Below are 17,127 nucleotides of genomic sequence, written 5' to 3'. Positions count from 1 at the left end.
ACTCCCCGGCAACCGCGCCGCGTGGCCTGCCCCTCCGCCAGGCCCCGGTCATGGCAGGCTGTGCGGGTGACCGGACCCCTTGCCCTGCTCGACTCCGCGAGCCTCTACTTCCGCTCCTTCTTCGCCCTGCCCGACTCCCTGCGCGCCGCGGACGGGACGCAGGTGAACGCCGTGCGCGGGTTCGCCGACACCATCGCCCGCATCCTCACCGACCGCCGCCCCGCGCGGCTCGTCTGCTGCCTGGATGCCGACTGGCGGCCGAAGTTCCGCACCGATCTGCTGCCCAGCTACAAGGCGCACCGCGTCGCCGAGGAAACCGCCGCCGGGCCCGACGTCGAAGAGGTCCCCGACACGCTCACCCCTCAGGTGCCGATCATCCTCGACCTGCTCGAAGCGTTCGGGTTCGCCACCGCCGAGGCCGCCGGTTACGAGGCCGACGACGTCATCGGCGCCCTCGCCACCCGCGAGCAGCACGACCCGGTCGAGGTCATCACCGGCGACCGGGACCTGTTCCAGCTGGTCCGCGCCGAACCGTCGCCCGCCTCGGTGATCTACGTCGGCAAGGGCTGGGCCAAGGCCGAAGTACTGGGCCCGGCCGAAATCGCCGAGCGCTACAGCCTGCCCAAGGACACCGCCGGGCCCGCCTACGCCGACATGGCCGCCCTCCGCGGCGACCCCTCCGACGGGCTTCCCGGCGTCGCCGGCATCGGCGAGAAGACCGCGGCGAAGCTCATCACGCAGTTCGGCTCCCTCGAGGCCCTCATCAAGGCGGCCGAAGCCGGCGACTCCGCCGTCCCGCTCAAGACCCGCCTGCGGCTCAAGGACGCCGCCGGCTACCTCGCGGTGGCCCCCACGGTCGTCCGGGTGGCCGTCGACGCGCCGGTCGAGCAGTCCCGGCCCGACACCGTGCCCGCCACCCCCGCCGACCCCGAGCGGGTCGCCGAACTCGCCGAACGCTGGAACCTCGGCACCTCCGTCGAACGGCTCCTGAAAGCCCTGCCCGGCACCTAGAAGTGCGTGCCGCACCACGGCGCCGTCACCGTGGTGAACAGCTCGTCGGCCCGCGCCACCGCACCCGCGTCGCGGACCTCGAGCCGGCCCGCCTCCGCCAGCGCCGTCGCGCTCCACTGCCCCAGGTACAGCATGCCGAGCGCGTCGACGTCGAGGGCCAGGTCCGCGGCGGCGTCGGTACGCCGGGCGCCGTCCGGGCCCACCTCGTAGCTCCCGGTGTTGGCCGGCAGCACGGCGTCGGTCACCCCGACCACCACCGGGCCCGCCGCGCGGTAGGTGCGGGCGGCCAGCGCCGCGGCGACGTCGACCGGCCGCAGCCACAGGTCGTCCTCGACGGCGAGGGTGCCCGCGTGCCGGTGGTCGGTCAGCATCACCGCCAGCGGCTCGTCGACCGGGCGGTGCCGGGCGTGCACCGCCGACACCAGGTCGACCGACAGCAGGAACCGCCACAACGCCGCCCGCGCCGCCGGATCGGCGCCGTGCAGGTCGTGGACGTCCAGCACCGCACCGTGGTCCGGCGACTCGAACGACCGCCGCCCGATCGTGGCGTACACGACGAACCCGTCGTCCCCGTCCGGTCCACTGTGGACCGCGACGAGGTGGTCGCCGTCCGGGCCCACGTGCCGGTCGTGCGAGATCGGCCACCACCGCTCCGGCCGCCCGATCATGCCCGCCCGGTGCAGCCCGATCCGCCGGTACAACGCGGGAATCTCCTTCACCGCCTCCGCGGGCGTCAGCATCCGGACGTCACCACCCGCCGGGACGCGCTCGCGGAACCGGGCCGCCGGCCGTGTCACCCGCACGGTCTTGCCCAGCGCAGCCGACCCGTAGCCGAACCTCCCGTAGATCGTGGGCTCACTGGCGTGCAGAACCGCCAGCGGCACCCCGCGCGCAGCGAAGTCCGCCAGCTGGGCGGCCATCATCGCGCTGAGCACGCCGCGGCGGGTCCGGTCGGCCCGGACCCCGACCCCCTCGACCGCAGCCACCGGCACCAGCCGCCCGCCGGGGACCGCCATTTCGGTGTCGAACGAGCTCACGATCCCGATCGGGGTCCCGCTCTCGAACGCGCCGAACTTGCGCGCGGCGGGCCAGGAATCCCCGATCCGGGCCCACACCTCGTCGGTGACGCGCGGCGTGTGCAGGGCGCGGCGCAGCAGGTCGAACGTGCTGCGCCGCTCGTCGTCGGTGATCGGGCGGACGTCGAAGGCGGTCATCCCCGGCGATCCTGCCACCCGCCGCCGCACCCGGCACCTCGTTTTCCCGCTCAGAAGTGACTGCCGCTCCAGGCCGCCACGCACGTGCCGAACAACAGATCCGCCGCCGCCGGCGCCGCCGGGTCACGGACCTCGATCCGCCCCGCCCCGGCCAGCGCCGACGGCCGCCACGTCCCCAGGTACACCATGGCCAGCGTCGCGACGTCCAGCCGCAGCCCCGCCGGCCGGTCCGTGCGCTCGGCACCGTCCGGCGTCACGCGGTAGCCACCGCTGTTGCCCGGCAGCAACGGGTCGTACACCTCCAGAACCACCGGCGCCGCGTGCCCGTACTCGCGGGCGCGCAACGCCGCCGGGACGTCGACGAGCCGGATCCAGTGCTCGTCCCCGATCCGGTCCACGTTCCCGCGGCGGTGGTCGGCCAGCAGCAGCTCGACCGGATCGTCCAGCGGCCGCGACTCGACGACGATCCGGTCCACCAGATCGATCCCCAGCAGGAACCGCCACAACCCCGCATACGCCGCCGCCGAGCCCGCGAACAGGTCCACCACCGACAGGTCCTTCGTCCACGGGTGCACCCGCAGCCCGTCGACGTGGTAGAACGCGAACCCGTCCGGCCCGCCCGGACCGTGGTGCACGGCCGCCTTCACCGGCGACGCGTGCCGCCGCAACTGCATCTCGTACAACCGCCACAGCACCTCCGGCCGGGTCATCATCCCCGGCCGGTGCTCCAGACCGGCGTACACGCCGGGACACACCTCGAGCGCCCGGTCGAGATCCAGCAACTCCACCGCACCGCCCGCCGGCGCGTCCGGCCGCAGCCGCGCCCGGTGCCGGTCGACGCTGTAGGCGCGGTAACGCGTGGCCAAGCCGTAGCCGAACCGCCCGTAGATCGGCGCCTCCGACGCCAGCAGGTTCGCGAACACCACCCCGCGCGCGGCGAACCCCTCCAGCTGCTCGGTCATCAGCGCCCGCAGCACACCCCGGCGCGTCCGGTCGGCCCGCACCCCGACCGACGTGACCCCCGCCATCGGCGCCCGCGCCCCACCGGGCACGGTCAGCTCCGCGTCGAAGAACCGCGCCGTCCCGATCAGCTCCGGGTCGAACGCACCCAGCGTCCCGCCCGGCTGGTAATACCGGGCCGCGAGCACCCACTCCGCGTCGTCGGCCGGCGGGAAGTGCACCGTCTCCCGGAACAGGTCGCTGGCCGCCCGGTGCTCCTCGACGCCCAGCGTCCGGATCTCGAACTCGCTCATCCCCGGATCATCTCCGGAGACGCCGGAGCCCGGCCACCGCAATTCACGACGACCGGGCCCCGGAACCGCGCTACTTCGAAACCGGCGGCGAAACCTCGTAGTTGCCGCCGTCGCCCTTCACCGTGATCGGCACCTGCTGCGGCTTGCCGGCGATCGTCGCCGTGCACTCGAACTTCGCCCCGTCCTCCACCTTCTGCTCGGCGGGGCAGGTGACACCGGTGACGCCGTCGATCTTGTACGTCTCGGTCAGCAGCTTCTGCACATCGGTCTGCATCTGCGTGTTGTTGAAGACCTGCGTCTTCAGGAACCCCGGCGTGACGAACGCGGTGAACAGGAACACCGCCACCACCGCCACCGCGACGATGACCCCGATCAGCAGGCCCTTCTTCGACTTCGCCGGCTTCTCCGCCTCCGGCGCACCCGCCCCGGCGTACTGCTGCTGGCCGTAGTCGTACTGCCCCGGCTGCTGCTGGCCGTACTGCGGCTGCGCCTGGGGCCCGCTCTGCGGGTAGCCCCCACCCGGCTGCTGCCCGTACTGCGGCTGCGCCTGCGGCCCGCTCTGCGGATACCCGCCGCCGGGCTGCTGCCCGTACGGCGGCGGCTGCTGCCCCCACTGCGGCTGCGGCGGCGGCGCGTACCCACCGGGCTGCTGCCCGTACTGGGGCTGCTGCGGCTGGCCCCACTGCTGCTGGTTCGGGTCGTAAGGAGGCTGCTGCGGCTGCTGCCCCCACTGCGGCTGCTCCTGCGGACCGCTCGGCGGGTAGCCCCCACCCGGCTGCTGCCCGTACTGGGGCTGCTGTGGGTCGTTGCCGCCATACGGCGTGCTCATCGTCTGCCTCCGCCTGCTTCGCTCATCTCTGTCCACCCCGAAACACCGGCAAGCCGCGCAAACACGGTGTCGCAGGCGATCCAACCACAGGTCGGACGCGAGCACACGTGCCCACGCTCACGGTCCCATCAGGGCTAACACCGAGTTCACGCGGCTCCCGCGGCCACCACGCCACGGCGCAGCGCCTTCACCGCATCGGCCGCCGCCGCGCCCACCGGATCCGCCTTGCCCAGCACGTCCCGGATCTGGTCCAGCAGATCGATCACCTGCCGCGACCAGCGCACGAAGTCACCCGCCGACAGCTCCTGCCCGTTCGCCTCCGCCGCCGTCAGCACCTTCTCCAGCGACTCGCCCCGCGCCCACCGGTACACCGGCCACGCGAACCCCGCGTCCGGCTCCCGCGTCCGGTCCAGCCGGTGCCGCCGCTCGTCCTCGGTCAGCTCCACCCACAACCGCGCCGTCTCCTGCCACGCCTCCGGCACCGCACCACCCGGCAACCGCGGCTCCCCCGCGGTGTCCCGGCGCGCCTCGAACACCAGCGTCGACACGACCGCCGCCAGCTCCGCCGGGTTCAGGTTGCGCCACACCCCGTGCCGGATGCACTCCGCCGCCAGCAGATCCGACTCGCTGTACAACCGCGTCAGCCGCCGCCCATCCTCGGTGACGCGATCCTCGCCGTCCCCGGCCGATTCCGGCCCCAGATAGCCGCGCTCACCCAGCAGCGCCAGGATCCGGTCGAACGCCCGCGCCAGCGAGTGCGTCGTCGCCGCCACCTTCCGCTCCAGCTGCTGCGTCTCCGCCGCGAGCCGCTGGTACCGCTCCACCCAGCGCAGGTTCGCCTCACGCTCGGCCAGCCCGTGGCACGGGTGCGCCCGCAACGCCCGCCGCAACGCCGCCAGCTCACCGTCCTCGTTCGCCCCCGACCGCCGCTTCTGCCGCCCCGGCAACGAAATCCCCGCGTTCCGCAACGTCGAAGCGATGTCCCGGCGCGTCCGCGGCGACCGCAGCTCGACGTGCTTCGGCAGCTTGATCCGCCCCAGCGCCTCCACCGGCGCCGGGAAATCCGCCACCGACAACGGCCCCGACCACCGGTCCTCGGTCACCACCACCGGCCGCGGCTCCCGGATCGGGTCCAGCCCCGGATCCACCACCACGGCCAGCCCCGCCCGCCGCCCCGCCGGCACCGCGATCACGTCACCCTTGCGCAGCTTCTCCAGCGACTCCGCCGTCCCGGCCCGCCGCGCGGACGTGTTCTGCCGCGACAACGCCTTCTCCCGCGCCGAAATCTTCGCCCGCAGCTCGACGTACTCCAGCATCTCGTCGAACTCACCGGTCACCGCGGCCGCATAGCCCTTCAGGGCCTCCTTGTTCCGCTCGATCCGGCGCGCCGTCCCCACCACCGACCGGTCCGCCTGGAACTGCGCGAACGACTGCTCCAGCAGCTCCCGCGCCTGGACCGCCCCGACCTGCGCCACCAGGTTGACCGCCATGTTGTAGCCCGGCCGGAACGACGACCGCAGCGGATACGTCCGGGTCGACGCCAGCCCCGCGACCTGCTTCGGATCCACCCCCGGCTGCCACGCCACGACGGCGTGCCCCTCGACGTCGATCCCGCGCCGCCCCGCCCGCCCGGTCAGCTGCGTGTACTCCCCCGGCGTCAGATCGACGTGCGCCTCGCCGTTGTACTTCACCAGCCGCTCGAGCACGACCGTCCGCGCCGGCATGTTGATCCCCAGCGCGAGGGTCTCGGTCGCGAACACCACCTTCACCAGGCCCCGGACGAACAGCTCCTCGACCGTCTCCTTGAACGCCGGCAGCAACCCCGCGTGGTGCCCGGCGATCCCGCGCTCCAGCGCCTCCCGCCACTCCCAGTACCCCAGCACCCCGAGATCACCCTCGGGCAGGTCCGCCGTCCGCTCCTCGATGACCTTCCGGATCTCCTCGACCTCACCCGGCCCGTTCAGCCGCAGCCCCGACCGCACGCACTGCGTCACCGCAGCATCACAACCCGCACGCGAGAAGATGAACACGATCGCCGGCAGCAACCCCGCCCGGTCCAGCTGCTCCACCACGTCCACCCGCGACGGCGGCCGGAACCGCGGCATCCGCGACGGCGCACCCCGCCGCCCCCGCGGCCCGCGGAACCCCGCGGGCGCGTACTGGCGGCCGATCTCCTCGGTCCGGCGCAGCAACGTCGGGTTGATCCGCAGCTCCGCGTCCGGGGCGTGCACGTCGTCCCCGGCGAACAGGTCCAGCAGCCGGTTCCCCACCAGCATGTGCTGCCACAGCGGCACCGGCCGGTGCTCGTCCACCACGACCGTGGTGTCGCCCCGGACTTCCACCAGCCACTCGCCGAACTCCTCGGCGTTGCTCACCGTCGCCGACAGCCCCACCACGCGGACGTACTCCGGCAGGTGCAGGATCACCTCTTCCCACACCGCACCCCGGAACCGGTCGGCCAGGTAGTGCACCTCGTCCATCACCACGTACCCGAGGTCGGTGATCGTCGACGAGCCGGCGTAGAGCATGTTGCGCAGCACCTCGGTGGTCATCACGACCACCTGCGCGTTGCCGTTGATCGAGGTGTCCCCGGTCAGCAGGCCGACCGCGTCGGTGCCGTACCGGGCCACCAGGTCGGCGTACTTCTGGTTCGACAACGCCTTGATCGGCGTCGTGTAGAAGCACTTGCGGCCCTCGGCCAGCGCCAGGTGCACGGCGAACTCGCCGACCACGGTCTTGCCCGCCCCGGTGGGCGCGCAGACCAGCACGCCGTGACCGCCCTCGAGGGCCTCGCACCCGCGGATCTGGAACTCGTCGAACTCGAAGGACGCCTCCGCGGCGAAGCGCGTCAGCTGGGGGTACTTCCCGCGGCGCGCGGAGGCCGCATAGGCCTCGGCCGGGGACGGAGAAGGGCTACTGGCCACCTCGTCAGGGTTCCACATCCCCCCGGCAGCCCGCACGCCGCGTGACCAACGGCGTGGCGCTCCCCGTCGTGGCGGTTTTGACCCATTGCGCTTGAGTTATTGATCTTGAAAATTGCCCTCGGGTATAGGTCGTTATACACTTGAGTGGTCGGAACCGGCCGGGGGCGGGCCGCGTCGGAGCGGGCATGACCGAACCGTGTCCGAGCTGCGGGTTGCTGGACCAGGTGCAGCACGTGCCCGCGGTGTACCGCGGCGGGCACTCCTTCTTCCGCGGCCACGGCCCCGCGGTCACCGTGCCGGCCGGCGATGGGTTCGTCACGACAAACACGCAGGTCAGCGGGGTTTCGGTGACCGCGGTCGCCCGGTCGCTCGACCCCTTCCCTCCCCCGCGCCGCGGCGGCGGCCTGCTGGCCGCGGCGATCGTGCTGGCGCTGGCCGGGAGCTGTTTCCTGCTGTTGCCGTTCTCGGCGATCGGTGACCCGCTGCCAGGCGGGGCGGCGGCGAAGGCGCTGGGCATCGCGGTGATCTCGCTGCCGTCGGTCTGCGTGTACGGCGCGGCCGGGGTGCTGGTCTGGCTGTACGGGCGGCGGCTGCGGGAGCACCGGAGGCAGCGGCGCGGCGTGCCGGCGGCCCAGCAGGTGTGGGAGCAGGGCTGGTTCTGCCACCGCTGCGGCGGCGTGTACTTCGCGGACGCGGGGCGGCTGCTGACGCCGGCGCACTTCCGTCAGCTGGTGGCGCGCGCGGGTGGCTACGACCGTTAGGCCAGCACCGTCAGCGCGCCCGGGACGCAGTCGACCGTCACCGGCACGGTGCCCTGCGGTTCGCCGTCGGCGTAGGCGGGCCAGGTGTTGCCGGTCAACGTGACCGAGCGGGCGCGCAGGGTGCGGACCGCGGGGTGGGTGACGTGGTTGCCGGTGCGCAGGCCGGGGAGCATCCGGATCAGGCCGCGGCGGGTGGCGTGGCCGATGATCGTGACGTCGAAGACGCCGTCCTCGGGGTCGGCCGTCGGGCAGATCGGGACGCCGCCGCCGTAGAAGCGGGTGTTGCCGATCGCCACCAGGGTGGCGTCGAGCTCGAAGCGCTCGCTGCCGGTGTCGACGGCCACCGGGCGGGAGCGGAACCCGGCGAGCTCGGCGAGGATCGCCAGGTCGTAGCGGCGTGGCCCGGACGGCCAGCGCATCCGGTTGGCGCGTTCGTTGACGCTCGCGTCGAAGCCCGCGCACAGCACCGTCGCGAACCAGGTGTCGCCGATGCGGCCGAGGTCGATCCGGCGGCGGGCCCCCGAGCGCAGCGCCGCGACCAGCGCGTCGACCGCCGGCAGGGGCTCCCCCGGGACGCCGAGGGCGCGCGCGAAGTCGTTGCCGGTGCCCGCCGGGACGAGCCCGAGCGCGACGTCGTTGTTGGCGCAGAACTGGACGCCCTGGTGGGCGGCGCCGTCACCGCCCAGCACGATCAGGACGTCGAGACCGGCCGAATGGGAGGTCCGCATCAGCTCGCGGGACTCCTCGACCGTGTTCGCGACGAGCACGTCGAGCCGGTCGACGGCCGTGCGCAGCCGCTCGGCGACCGTGTCGGCGATCCGGGCAGCCGCGCCGTGCCCCGAGGCCGGGTGCACGGCGAGCGCGGCGTGGAGCCCCACTAGGTGACGTCGTCGGTGCTCGACCGGCCACCGGAAGCGGTCGGCGTGGACGGTTCGTCGTCGATGGTGCTCGGCGTGTAGTCGAACGGCGCCGCTTCGTCGTCGGCGAGCTGGTCCCAGCCCTCGTCGTGGCGCTCGCGGTCCTTGCGGCGGTCGTGGATCCGGGCGAGCTGGACGGCGATCTCGAACAGCACCGTCAGCGCGCCGGCCAGGCCGAGCATCGAGAACGGATCGGAACCCGGGGTGGCGAAGGCCGCGAAGACGAACAGGGCGAACACGATGCCGCGGCGCCACTTCTTCAGCTGCACGTACTTCACGACGCCGACGCGGTTGAGCATGACCACCAGCAACGGCAGCTCGAAGCTGATCCCGAAGATGATCAGCAGCGACAGCAGGAACGAGATGTACTTGTCCGCGGTCAGCGCGGTGACGAACGCGTCCTGGCCGAAGCCCATGAGCAGCTGGAGGGCGTGCGGGAACAGGATGTAGGCGAGCACGGCGCCGCCGGCGAACAGCACCGACGCGAACCCGACGAACGTCAGCGCGTACTTGCGCTCCTTGCTGTACAGGCCCGGGGCGATGAACGCCCAGATCTGGTACAGCCAGACCGGCGAGAGCAGCACCGCACCGGCCGCGATGCCGACCTTCAGCTGCGTCATGAACGCCTCGAACGGCACGGTCTGCAGCAGCCGGCACCCTTCGGCGCTGTCGAGCCGCCGGTTCGGCGGGATCGCGCAGTACGGGTCCTTGACGAGGTCGCCGAGCGACGGGATCGGGCCGATGTGGGTACCGAACCAGAAGAACCCGAGGATCCCGCCGACCACGACCGCGAGCAGCGCGAAGCCCAGGCGGCGGCGGAACTCGTAGATGTGCTCGATGAGCGTCATCGTGCCGTCGGGGTTGGCGCGACGGCTGCGCCTGCGCCGCTTCGACCGGCGGCTGTCACCGTTTCCGGAGGCGGATTCCGCCACGGGTTGTTCCGTTCTCGTCGGAGTCCGCCGGAGCGCGCCGGGCGGGCGCGCTCCGTGGACCAGGGACCGGGTGTGGCTTCAGGCGCGTCAGCTGGCGTTCTTCTGCGGCTGGTCCGCGGCCTGCTGCTTCTTGAGTTCGTCGAGCTGCCGCTGCAGGTCGGCGACCTGCTGGTCGGTCGTGGCCGCCGGGGCGGGCGTCGCCGGGATCTGCCTGGTCTCGACGGGCTCGGCGTCCTCGTGCGAGGCGTTCTTGTCGCCCGCGAGGTCCTTGGTCTCGGCCTTGAAGATCTTCATGGACTTGCCGATCGACCGCGCCGCATCGGGAAGCCGCTTGGCCCCGAACAGCAGCACGACGAGCAGCACCAAGATGATCAAATGCCATCCTTGCAATCCGTTGGCGAACAAGATGGCCTCCTATCTGCGTCTGGTAGGGATGTTACTGGTTTTCCGGTTTCCGGCGGCGCTGCTCGAACGCGACGCGCAGCGCTGCCGTCCGGGCGCGGAGCAACCCCGCCCGGTCCTGGGTGTTCGTAGCCACCATGCTTGCGGTCTGCCGGAAACCACGCAAGACCTTGACCGTCCGCACCAGGAGGACCAGGAGCAGCAGCAGGCCGAGCGCGGCGAGCGCGATCGTGGGCAGGTACGGCACGGTGATCAGCCTAGTGGTCGCAGGTTGACGGAAGGTGACGGGCTCGGGCCACCGCGCCGGCGGCGCGGCGACCGACGTCCGACGCGAGGTCGGCCGGGCTCTCCACCAGCGCTTCTCCGCCCAGCCCCAGCACCAGGCGCACCATCCAGGACTGGTCGGCGTAGCGCATCCGGATCCGCAGCCGGCCGCCGTCGAGCTCGTCGAGCTCCTCGCACGGGTAGTACTCGGCTACCCAGCGTGCGTCCGGATCGAGGACCAGGACCGCCTCCCGCTGGTCGGGACGCTCGCGAAAGACACCCTCGGAGATGTCGGTGGGGTGGGCGTGCGCGGGCGGCCGGGACGGCTCGGCGAGGATCGTCAGCTCGTCGATCCGGTCGAGCCGGAACAGCCGGACGCCCTCGGCGCGGCGGCACCAGGCTTCGAGGTAGCCGACCGCCTGGACGATCAGCAGCCGCATCGGGTCGACCGTGCGCTCGGTGATCTGGTCCTTCGACGCGGTGTAGTAGCGGATCCGCAGCGCCCGCCCGGCCTGCAGGGCGCGGGCGACCTCCTCGCGGGTGCGCGCGGTCTTCTTGCCTTCGCGCACTCCCCCGCCGACGACCACGCCGGCCGGCTGGGCCTGCCCGGCGGCCGCCTCGATCTTGGCGATGGACCGGCGGACGGCGTCGCCGTCGACGACACCCGGCGTCTCGGCCAGCGCCCGCAGCGCCACCAGCAGCGCGGTCGCTTCGCCGCCGGTGAGGCGCAGCGGGCGGCTCATCCCGGCGTCGTGGGTGACGACGATCGTGTCACCCTCGAAGGACAGGTCGATCAGGTCGCCCGGCCCGTAGCCCGGCAGCCCGCACATCCACAGCAGCTCGAGGTCCTTGCGCAGCTGCTTCGGCGTGACGTCGAAGTCGTGCGCCGCGTCGTCGATGCGGACGCCCGGGCGCGCCAGCAGGTAGGGCACCAGCGCGAGCAGCCGCGGCATCCGGTCGGTCGACCCGCTCACAGCACGCTCCCCTGCCGGGCCACGACGGCTTCGAGCCGGTCCTGGACGCTCTTGGCCAGCACGTCGGGTTCGAACACGACGACGTCCGGGCCCTGGGCGGCGATCCAGTCGGCGGCCGACTCCGGGTAGAGCAGGCCGATCTCCACGAGGTCGCCTTCTTCGCCGTCGACGGTGGCGCGGCCGACCACGGTGCCGCGGCGGCGGACCCCGGCCGCGCGGCCGTCGGCGACCCAGACCCGGGCCGTGGTGACCGGCGCCGGTTCGCTGTCGCCGGTGGCCGTGACGAGCTTGAGCAGGTTGACTCCCTCGGGGCGGCGCACCTCGCCGGGCTTGCCGACGGCGCGGACCTGGCCGGTGACGCGGGAGAGGCGGAAACAACGAGTGGCACCGCGATCGCGGTCGTGCCCGACGACGTACCAGCGGGCCCGCCAGGACACCACGCCCCACGGTTCGAGGGTGCGCATGATCCGTTCCGGCGAACCGCTGCGGCGGTACTCGAACCGGACGGCCTGGCCGTTCTGCACCGCGGCCAGCAGCGGCCCGAACGCCGGCTCGGCGCGCACCCGCGGTTCGACGACCGTGGGCGCCTGGTCGTCGACCTCCAGCCCGGCGGCGCGCAGCTTCACCAGCGCGCCCTGCGCCTGCCCGGTCAGCTCCGGGGAGTCCCACAGCCGGGACGCGAGCGCGACCGCGGCGGCTTCGTCGGGCGCGAGGTCGATTTCACCGAGTTCGTAGTCGCGGCGGGCGATGCGGTAGCCCTCGATGGCGTCGAAGGCGGAGTTGCGGCCGGTCTCCAGGGGGATGCCGAGCTCGCGCAGTTCGGTCTTGTCGCGTTCGAACATCCGGAAGTAGGCGTCGTCGCTGGCCGCGTCGCCGTACCCGGGCACGATGCCGCGGATCCGCTCGGCAGTGAGGTACTGCCGGGTGGACAACAGGGCCAGCACCAGATTGACCAGCCGTTCGGCGCGTGCGGTGGACACCCGGTAGAGCCTAGCCCGCGCCGCCCGGCCCGATCGTGAGGTCCGGGGTGCGCGCGTCGTAATCGGTCCGGGCGGCGTCGACGGCCTCGAAGTTGGCCTCGGCCCACGCCTTGAACCCGGCCATCAGCGCGCGCAGCGATTCACCCAGCGGCGTAAGGGAATAGTCGACCCGGACGGGCACGGCGGGGGTGACTTCGCGGCGCACGAGACCGTCCCGTTCGAGCACCCGCAGGGTCTGGGTGAGCATCTTCTGGCTGACCCCGGCGATGCGCCGCGAAAGGTCGCTGTAGCGCTGCGGGCCGTCACCGAGCGCGACGAGGATCAGGCTGACCCACTTGCCGGCGATCTCGTCGAGCAGCTTCCGGGTCGGGCAGGCCGCGAGGTAGGCGTCGTAGGCGGCCTTTTCGGCTTGCCGCCGCTGTTCCGCCGTGCGCGTGGGCACCGGGCGAACCTCCTCCTGCGGTAGGCACCTGCAGGTGCGTACTTCCCGTCGGAGAGTAGCTCCCCATACGTTCGCGGGGAAGTGTTGCCCGGTGTGGAGGAGGGTTCGATGCGTGCGGTGGTGGTGCGCCGGTTCGGCGGCCCGGAGGTCCTGGAGGCGGTCGAGGTGCCGGAGCCGGAGCCCGGCCCGGGCCAGGTGCGGATCCGGGTGGCGGCGGCCGCGGTCAACCCGGTCGACGTCGCGACCCGGGCGGGGTGGCTGACGGAGGCCGGGGTGATCCCGCCGCGGGAGGTGCTCGGCGTGGGCTGGGACGTGGCGGGCACGGTCGAGACCCCGGGCGGCGGGTTCGCGGCGGGCGACGCGGTGATCGGCCTCCGGGACCGGATCGCCACGCCGCTCGGGGCCTACGCCTCGCAGATCGTCCTGGACGCCTCGGCGGTCGCACCGGCCCCGGCGGGTGTCTCGGCGGCCGCAGCCGCGACGCTGCCGTTGAACGCGCTGACCGCGGCCCAGGCCCTGGATCTGGTGGAGACCACGGGGACGGTGCTGGTGACCGGCGCGGCGGGGGCGGTGGGCGGGTACGCGGTGGCGCTGGCGCACGCGCGGAAGCTGCGGGTGGTTGCCGTCGCGTCGGAGGCGGACGAAGCGGAGGTCCGGCGGTTCGGGGCGGACGAGTTCGTGCCGCGCGGGCCGTCACTCGCCGACCGGGTCCGCGCGTTGGTGCCGGGCGGGGTGGACGCGGCCCTGGACCCCGCGCTGCTGGGGCTGGACGCCCTGGACGCGGTCCGCGGCGGCGGCGAGTTCGTGGCGTTCGCGGCGGGAGCGGCCCCGCTGCCGCTGCGCGGGATCCGGGTCGGCAACGTGTGGATCCGCGCGGACGGCCCGCGGCTGGCGGAGCTGGCCCGCTTGGCGGAGAACGGGACGCTGCCGCTGCGCGTGGCGGGGGTGATGCCGCTGTCCGAGGCGGCGAAGGCCCACGAGCGAATGGCCACCGGCGGCCTGCGGGGGCGGCTGGTGCTGGCCCCGTGACCGAGCGCGGCGCCCTAGCCTGGAGCGCATGGATGATCGTGTTCTCCTCGTCACCGGTGCCTCCCGCGGCCTGGGTGCCGCCACCGCGCGCCTCGCCGCCGCCTCCGGGTTCCGGGTTGCTCTCGTCGCGCGCAAAGCCGAATCCGTCGCTCCCCTCGCCGCCGAGCTCGGGGACGACCGGGCCCTCGCCCTCGGGGCCGATGTCGGCGACTGGCCGGGCATCTCCGCCGCCGTCGAGCGGACCGTCGGAAAGTTCGGGCGGCTCGATGCCGCCTTCGCCAACGCCGGGATCGGAGTCGGGACCTCCTTCTTCGGCGATGACGATCCCGACCCCCGCGCCTGGGAGCCCATGGTCCGCACCAACGTCCTCGGCGCCGCCTACACCGCCCGCGCCGCCCTGCCCGCGCTCCGCGAAACCGCCGGCCACCTGCTGATCACCGGTTCCGTCGCCGGCCGCTACATCCGCAACGCCAGCCTCTACTCCGTGACCAAGTGGGCCGTCACCGGGATGGCCGGGGCGATCCGGGAAGAAGCCGTCGGCACCGGCGTGCGCGTCACGCTGATCAACCCCGGCATGACCGACACCGACATCCTCAGCGACGAACAGCGCAAGAAGCCCACCCTGCACCCCGACGACATCGCCCGCGCCGTGCTCTACGCCCTCCAGCAGCCGCCGTCGGTCGACGTCAACGAGATCCTCGTCCGCCCTACCGGCCAGGTGCTCTAGCGGAGGCGGGCGACACGGCCCTGGGCGCCGCTCGCCCAGCAGGCCGCCCCGGCGCAGTCCACGGTGTCGAAACTGCCGGTGTCGAACCGCGTCCAGTGCCGGCCGCCGTCGGCGCTGAGGTCGCTGCCGCCCGGGCCCACGGCGAGGACCGTCCCGCCGCGCCACGCCAGCCCGGAGCGGTAGCCCGCCGGGTACTGCGGCGGCGTGCGCCAGGTGCGGCCGCGGTCGCGGGTCAGCGCGACCGCCGGGCCCGGCTCGTCCGGGTTCGCGAAGTCGCCGCCGATCGCGACGCCCTGGCCGGGGTTGCGGAACGCGAGCGCGAACACGCCGGCCGACGGGCTGCTCGGCAACGGCGTGTCCGACGCCGTCCAGTGGCGGCCGCCGTCACCGGAGTGCAGGACGCGGGCCGTCGCGCCGCCGCCGGTGGCGAGCCAGGCGTCGAACGGCCCGGCCGTCGTGACGCACTGGCCGCTGGCCGCGAACCCGGCCTCACCGGGCAGCGCGGGCGGGAAGCCGCTGTCGGGCACCGGGCGCCAGCTGCGGCCGCCGTCGAAGGTGGCCTGGACCCGGAACCGGCCGTCGACCGGGTCGCTCATCGCCAGCCCGCGCCACGGGTCGAAGAAGGCGAGGCAGTCGTAGAACGCCGCCGCGTCGGTGTTCTGGAACGTCTGGCGCCAGTGCGCGCCGCCGTCGTCGGTCCGGTAGACGCGGGAGTCGGTGCCGGGCCCGATCGAGAGGACCACGGCGTGGTCGGCGTCGAACGCCTCGATGTCGCGGAACTGCAGCGTCCCGGTCCCCGGCGGCCCAACGGCCTTCCAGGTGGCGCCGCCGTCGATGGTGCGCAGGACGGTCCCCTGCGTGCCGCTGACCCACGCCACCCGCGCGCTGACGGCCGAGAGCCCCCGGAACTGGGCGGTGACGCCGGTCGTTTCCGGCTCCCACCGCGGCAGGTGCTCCCCCGCCGAAGCCGGGACCGCAATCGAGACCAGCAGGGCGAGCACGAGCAGCACGACACGCATGCGGCCGATCCTGCCGGACCCGGGACCCGACTTTCGTCGGTCCCGGGTCGTTCGGGCCGGGCTAGAGGGAGCTGATCAGGCGTTCCACGCGCTCGTCGACCGAGCGGAACGGGTCCTTGCACAGGACCGTGCGCTGGGCCTGGTCGTTGAGCTTCAGGTGCACCCAGTCGACCGTGAAGTCGCGGCCCGCGGCCTGGGCGGCGGCGATGAAGTCGCCGCGCAGCTTCGCGCGGGTCGTCTGCGGCGGGGTGTCCTTGGCCGCCTCGATCTCGCCGTCGTCGGTGACCCGGCGGACCAGGCCCTTGCGCTGGAGCAGGTCGAAGATGCCCCGGCCCCGGCGGATGTCGTGGTAGGCCAGGTCGAGCTGGGCGATGCGCGGGCTGGACAGGTCCAGGTCGTGCTTGTGCCGGTAGCGCTCGACGAGCCGGTGCTTGATCGCCCAGTCGATCTCGGTGTCGATCTTGCTGAAGTCCTGCTGCTCGACCGCTTCGAGGGCCCGGCCCCACAGCTCGACGACGCGCTCGTTCGCCGCCGTCGAGCCGTTGTCCTTGATGTGCTGGACGGCGCGGGCGTGGTACTCGCGCTGGATGTCCAGGGCCGACGCCTCGCGCCCGCCGGCCAGCCGCACCTGGCGGCGGCCGGTGAGGTCGTGGCTGATCTCGCGGATCGCCCGGATCGGGTTGTCCAGGGTGAAGTCGCGGAACTGGACACCCGCCTCGATCATCTCGAGCACCAGGTTCGCCGAGCCGACCTTGAGCATGGTCGTCGGCTCGGCCATGTTCGAGTCGCCCACGATGACGTGCAGGCGCCGGTAGCGCTCGGCGTCGGCGTGCGGCTCGTCGCGGGTGTTGATGATGGGCCGCGAGCGCGTGGTGGCGCTCGAGACGCCTTCCCAGATGTGCTCCGCACGCTGGGAGAGGCAGTAGACGGCGCCACGCGGGGTCTGCAGCACCTTGCCGGCGCCGCAGATGAGCTGGCGGGTCACCAGGAACGGGAGCAGCACGTCCGCGATCCGGGAAAACTCACCCGCACGGGTCACCAGGTAGTTCTCGTGACAGCCGTAGGAGTTGCCCGCCGAGTCGGTGTTGTTCTTGAAGAGGAAGATGTCGCCGCCGATGCCTTCGTCGGCGAGCCGCCGTTCGGCGTCGACCAGCAGGTCCTCGAGGATCCGCTCCCCGGCCTTGTCGTGCGTGACCAGCTGGACGAGGTCGTCGCACTCGGCCGTCGCGTACTCGGGGTGCGAGCCGACGTCGAGGTAGAGCCGGGAGCCGTTCGACAGGAACACGTTGGAGGAGCGTCCCCACGACACGACCCGCCGGAACAGGTAGCGCGCCACCTCGTCGGGCGAGAGCCTGCGCTGTCCGTGGAAGGTGCACGTGACCCCGAACTCGGTCTCGATGCCAAAGATCCGCCGCTGCATTCCACCAGAGTAGGCGCTGCACCCCCTTC

17 protein-coding genes are annotated in these 17,127 nt (G+C 73.0%); 4 read left to right on the top strand and 13 right to left on the bottom strand.

Going from position 1 to position 17,127, the window contains the following annotated elements:
* Positions 1–66: 66 nt before the first annotated feature.
* Positions 67–1,011 carry a 5'-3' exonuclease gene (locus AB0J55_RS05465; RefSeq protein WP_364243143.1) on the top strand — a complete coding sequence of 315 codons (945 nt, stop codon included), beginning with the start codon at positions 67–69 and terminating at the stop codon, positions 1,009–1,011.
* Here the strand turns inward: AB0J55_RS05465 and AB0J55_RS05460 are convergent.
* The 4 genes from AB0J55_RS05460 to AB0J55_RS05445 form a co-directional block, all read right to left on the bottom strand.
* Positions 1,008–2,225 carry a GNAT family N-acetyltransferase gene (locus AB0J55_RS05460; RefSeq protein WP_364243141.1) on the bottom strand — a complete coding sequence of 406 codons (1,218 nt, stop codon included), beginning with the start codon at positions 2,223–2,225 and terminating at the stop codon, positions 1,008–1,010. The two genes, AB0J55_RS05465 and AB0J55_RS05460, sit on opposite strands and share 4 nt — an antisense overlap.
* A gap of 50 nt (positions 2,226–2,275) precedes the next feature.
* The gene (locus AB0J55_RS05455) at positions 2,276–3,478 is read right to left on the bottom strand and encodes a GNAT family N-acetyltransferase (protein ID WP_364243138.1); all 1,203 of its coding nucleotides are present in this window, start codon (positions 3,476–3,478) and stop codon (positions 2,276–2,278) included.
* 70 nt (positions 3,479–3,548) lie between these two features.
* A complete protein-coding gene (locus AB0J55_RS05450) occupies positions 3,549–4,307 on the bottom strand; it encodes a DUF4333 domain-containing protein (protein WP_364243136.1) in 759 nt (252 codons plus the stop codon).
* A gap of 146 nt (positions 4,308–4,453) precedes the next feature.
* The gene (locus AB0J55_RS05445; RefSeq protein WP_364243133.1) at positions 4,454–7,231 is read right to left on the bottom strand and encodes a DEAD/DEAH box helicase; all 2,778 of its coding nucleotides are present in this window, start codon (positions 7,229–7,231) and stop codon (positions 4,454–4,456) included.
* Positions 7,232–7,416: 185 nt separating this feature from the next.
* On the opposite strand from AB0J55_RS05445, the gene AB0J55_RS05440 reads away from it, so the two are divergent.
* Positions 7,417–7,992, top strand: a complete 576-nt coding sequence (locus AB0J55_RS05440; protein ID WP_364243130.1) for a hypothetical protein — start codon at positions 7,417–7,419, stop codon at positions 7,990–7,992.
* Here AB0J55_RS05440 and AB0J55_RS05435 read toward each other — a convergent pair.
* The 7 genes from AB0J55_RS05435 to AB0J55_RS05405 form a co-directional block, all read right to left on the bottom strand.
* A complete protein-coding gene (locus AB0J55_RS05435) occupies positions 7,989–8,870 on the bottom strand; it encodes a YegS/Rv2252/BmrU family lipid kinase (protein ID WP_364243127.1) in 882 nt (293 codons plus the stop codon). The two genes, AB0J55_RS05440 and AB0J55_RS05435, sit on opposite strands and share 4 nt — an antisense overlap.
* The gene (tatC, locus tag AB0J55_RS05430) at positions 8,870–9,841 is read right to left on the bottom strand and encodes a twin-arginine translocase subunit TatC (RefSeq protein ID WP_364243124.1); all 972 of its coding nucleotides are present in this window, start codon (positions 9,839–9,841) and stop codon (positions 8,870–8,872) included. Before tatC ends, AB0J55_RS05435 begins: the two co-directional genes overlap by 1 nt.
* Before the next feature lie 87 nt (positions 9,842–9,928).
* Entirely contained in the window at positions 9,929–10,246 is a 318-nt protein-coding gene (gene tatA, locus AB0J55_RS05425; protein WP_364243122.1) for a Sec-independent protein translocase subunit TatA, read from the bottom strand.
* A gap of 31 nt (positions 10,247–10,277) precedes the next feature.
* Positions 10,278–10,490: a bacteriophage holin gene (locus tag AB0J55_RS05420; protein WP_003065084.1), complete on the bottom strand. Its 213-nt coding sequence runs from the start codon at positions 10,488–10,490 to the stop codon at positions 10,278–10,280.
* A gap of 10 nt (positions 10,491–10,500) precedes the next feature.
* Entirely contained in the window at positions 10,501–11,481 is a 981-nt protein-coding gene (locus AB0J55_RS05415) for a WYL domain-containing protein (RefSeq protein ID WP_364243119.1), read from the bottom strand.
* Complete coding sequence (locus AB0J55_RS05410; RefSeq protein ID WP_364243116.1) at positions 11,478–12,461, bottom strand: WYL domain-containing protein; 984 nt, start codon at positions 12,459–12,461, stop codon at positions 11,478–11,480. The genes AB0J55_RS05415 and AB0J55_RS05410 overlap by 4 nt, the downstream gene beginning before the upstream one ends.
* Before the next feature lie 10 nt (positions 12,462–12,471).
* Positions 12,472–12,903: a helix-turn-helix domain-containing protein gene (locus AB0J55_RS05405; protein ID WP_003065074.1), complete on the bottom strand. Its 432-nt coding sequence runs from the start codon at positions 12,901–12,903 to the stop codon at positions 12,472–12,474.
* A 108-nt stretch (positions 12,904–13,011) separates the two neighbouring features.
* Here AB0J55_RS05405 and AB0J55_RS05400 point away from each other — a divergent pair, with 108 nt between their 5' ends.
* Both AB0J55_RS05400 and AB0J55_RS05395 read left to right on the top strand, forming a co-directional pair.
* A complete protein-coding gene (locus tag AB0J55_RS05400; protein WP_364243113.1) occupies positions 13,012–13,932 on the top strand; it encodes an NADP-dependent oxidoreductase in 921 nt (306 codons plus the stop codon).
* Between the two features lie 28 nt (positions 13,933–13,960).
* Positions 13,961–14,659, top strand: coding sequence for an SDR family oxidoreductase (locus tag AB0J55_RS05395; RefSeq protein WP_364243110.1), 699 nt, complete (start codon positions 13,961–13,963; stop codon positions 14,657–14,659).
* On the opposite strand, the gene AB0J55_RS05390 is transcribed toward AB0J55_RS05395, so the two are convergent.
* Together AB0J55_RS05390 and pafA are read right to left on the bottom strand one after the other, a co-directional pair.
* Positions 14,656–15,678, bottom strand: coding sequence for an oxidoreductase (locus tag AB0J55_RS05390; RefSeq protein ID WP_364243107.1), 1,023 nt, complete (start codon positions 15,676–15,678; stop codon positions 14,656–14,658). The genes AB0J55_RS05395 and AB0J55_RS05390 overlap by 4 nt on opposite strands.
* 61 nt (positions 15,679–15,739) lie before the next feature.
* Positions 15,740–17,098, bottom strand: coding sequence for a Pup--protein ligase (gene pafA, locus AB0J55_RS05385; protein WP_364243104.1), 1,359 nt, complete (start codon positions 17,096–17,098; stop codon positions 15,740–15,742).
* Between the last annotated feature and the right edge of the window lie 29 nt (positions 17,099–17,127).

Origin of the sequence: Amycolatopsis sp. NPDC049688 (assembly GCF_040674975.1) — a bacterium.
Lineage (GTDB): Bacteria > Actinomycetota > Actinomycetes > Mycobacteriales > Pseudonocardiaceae > Amycolatopsis.
The sequence above is the reverse complement of the archived record's forward strand: the minus strand, read 5'-3'. Positions and strand labels throughout refer to the sequence as shown.